Annotated in this window: 3 protein-coding genes; 1 reads left to right on the forward strand and 2 read right to left on the reverse strand. The window is 73.8% G+C overall.

Features of this window, described 5'->3' with window-relative positions; genetic code table 11:
• Positions 1-1,242, forward strand: a 1,242-nt coding sequence (locus H0X00_RS23490) for a Zn-binding domain-containing protein (RefSeq protein ID WP_293775258.1), incomplete at its 5' end; no start/stop codon positions are given.
• Here the strand turns inward: H0X00_RS23490 and H0X00_RS23495 are convergent.
• Positions 1,232-1,624 (reverse strand): hypothetical protein, encoded by a 393-nt coding sequence (locus H0X00_RS23495; RefSeq protein ID WP_293775260.1) that lies wholly within the window; start codon positions 1,622-1,624, stop codon positions 1,232-1,234. The two genes, H0X00_RS23490 and H0X00_RS23495, sit on opposite strands and share 11 nt — an antisense overlap.
• 112 nt (positions 1,625-1,736) lie before the next feature.
• On the reverse strand, positions 1,737-2,120 hold the full coding sequence (locus H0X00_RS23500; RefSeq protein WP_293775261.1) for an Rv3654c family TadE-like protein: 384 nt from the start codon (positions 2,118-2,120) through the stop codon (positions 1,737-1,739).
• Positions 2,121-2,265 lie beyond the last annotated feature (145 nt).

Genomic DNA, 2,265 nt, shown 5'->3' on the forward strand with positions numbered 1-2,265 from the left:
GTGGTGCTGGCCGGCTTCCCCGGGACCCGGGCCTCGATGTGGCAGCAGGCCGGCCGGGCCGGCCGCGCCGGCCAGGGGGCGCTCGCGGTCCTGGTGGCCCGCGACGACCCGCTGGACACCTACCTGGTGCACCACCCCGAGGCCCTGTTCGGACGGCCGGTCGAGGCCACTGTGCTGGATCCGGACAACCCCTACGTGCTCGCCCCGCACCTGTGCGCCGCGGCCTCGGAATCCCCGCTGACCGAGGCCGACCTCGACCTGTTCGGGCCGACGGCCGAGCTGGTGCTGCCCGCCCTCGAGCAGCGCGGCCTGCTCCGTCGCCGCCCGGCCGGCTGGTTCTGGACCCGGCGGGACCCGGCCTCGGCGCTGGCCGACATCCGCGGCACCGGCGGGGCGCCGGTGCGGATGTGCGAGGCCGACACCGGCCGTCTGCTCGGCACCGTCGACGCGGGTTCGGTGCACACCCAGGCCCACGAAGGCGCGGTGTACCTGCACCAGGGCCGCCAGTTCCTGGTCCGCTCCCTCGACCTGGAGGAGTCGGTCGCGCTGGTCGAGCCGGCCGATACCGACTACTCCACCTCGGCCCGCGAGGTCACCGACATCGCGATCGTGGACCCTGGCCGAAGCCGGCGCTGGGGCCCGATCGAGGTCCGGTTCGGCACTGTCGAGGTGACCAACCAGGTGGTGTCCTACCTCCGCAAGCGACTGGTCAGCGGCGAGGTGATCGACGAGACGCAGCTGGATCTGCCGCCCCGTCACCTGCGGACCCGGGCGGTCTGGTGGACCGTCACCCCGGACGCGGTGGCCGAGGCGGGCGTGGAGATCGCCGACCTGCCCGGCGCCGCCCACGCCGCCGAGCACGCCTCGATCGGCCTGCTGCCGCTGTTCGCCACCTGCGACCGCTGGGACATCGGCGGAGTCTCCACCGCGCTGCACCCGGACACGATGCTGCCGACGGTGTTCGTCTACGACGGACACCCCGGCGGCGCCGGCTTCGCCGAACGCGGCTTTGCCGCGGCCGAGCAGTGGCTGCGCGCCACCCGGGACGCGATCGCCGCCTGCGAGTGCGACGCCGGCTGCCCGTCGTGTGTGCAGTCGCCCAAATGCGGCAACGGCAACAACCCCCTGGACAAGGCAGGGGCCGTCCGTCTTCTCGACCGGGTCCTGGCCGAGTCCGTTCCCGACGAGACTGTTCCCGACGAAGACGCGGTCGAATCGCCGGCGCTGGCTGCTACCGGCTGAACCCGACGGCGGGGTCCGGAACGTCGGCCACGGTCGATTGGGCCGGGATCACGGCACCGGGGGACGCGACCGCCGGGAACGGCGGGATCAGCGGCGCCGGTCGCTGGGCCGGGTGGCTTCCCTGCACCAGGGAGCGCAACAGGTCGGCGATCACCGACGCCTCGGCGCGGGCAACCCGGAAGTCGAAGGCGCTGCCCGCGGCGAGGACGCTGACGGTGGCGTTGGTCAGCCCGCGCCGCTTGCTGGTGACGCTGCCGATCGCCTGAACCGCAATCACCTGGGCGCCGGACTGACGCGCCCACTCGATGCGGTCCACGTGAACGGTGACCTCGGCGCTCGCGCCGTCGATCTGGCCGGTGAAGGTGCGCAGCGGCGTGGACATGATCCCCCGTTGTGGTGCGTCAGTAGTTGCGTCGGTTGTCCCGATCGTCCACCGTCCCCGCCGATCCGGGTACCACCGAATGCCTGATCGGGGGCTCCTCCAAACGGCTCATTTATCGCAAATCCGGGCGCGCTGCACACGAGATCCCGGCCCGCGCCGCTCCGCGGACCGTCGATGCCACCCCCACCCACCTCACGTGCCGGACCACCTCGACCCGCACCGTTCCGCCCTCCACCGCGCAGCCGACCAGCTCGACCGCGTTCGCCGCCGCCACCCGCTCCGCCGCCCCGCACTGACCTGGTTCAGGGGGTGTCACCCCCTGAACTGCAGCGGCGGCCAGCGCGGCCAGATCCGCAGCCGCGGCAACCTCGTGACGGATCGTCAGGGCGCGGGTGACGGTGACGCCGAGCAGGCCGGTGACGCCGAGCACGGCCACCGCCGCGAGCACCAGAATCCCGCCGGCGCCCCGGTCACCTCGCGCACTCTGGAGCGTCACCGCTCCACCTCCGCGACCGCGGACCCGCCGACCGTGAAGCCCGGCAGCGGGAACGACCCCGGCGCCGAGGTGCGCGCGCGCACCGTCACCGTGACCAGCCCGCCGTGCCGCTGCAGCGACAGTTGCGCACCGCGCGGCCCGGTCC

The sequence above is a fragment of the Sporichthya sp. genome (assembly GCF_013815995.1).
Lineage (GTDB): Bacteria > Actinomycetota > Actinomycetes > Sporichthyales > Sporichthyaceae > Sporichthya.

Excerpts from the sequence above, each read along its gene's own strand:
- H0X00_RS23495 (WP_293775260.1), bottom strand. The coding sequence starts at position 1,624 with ATGTCCACGCCGCTGCGCACCTTCACCGGCCAGATCGACGGCGCGAGC.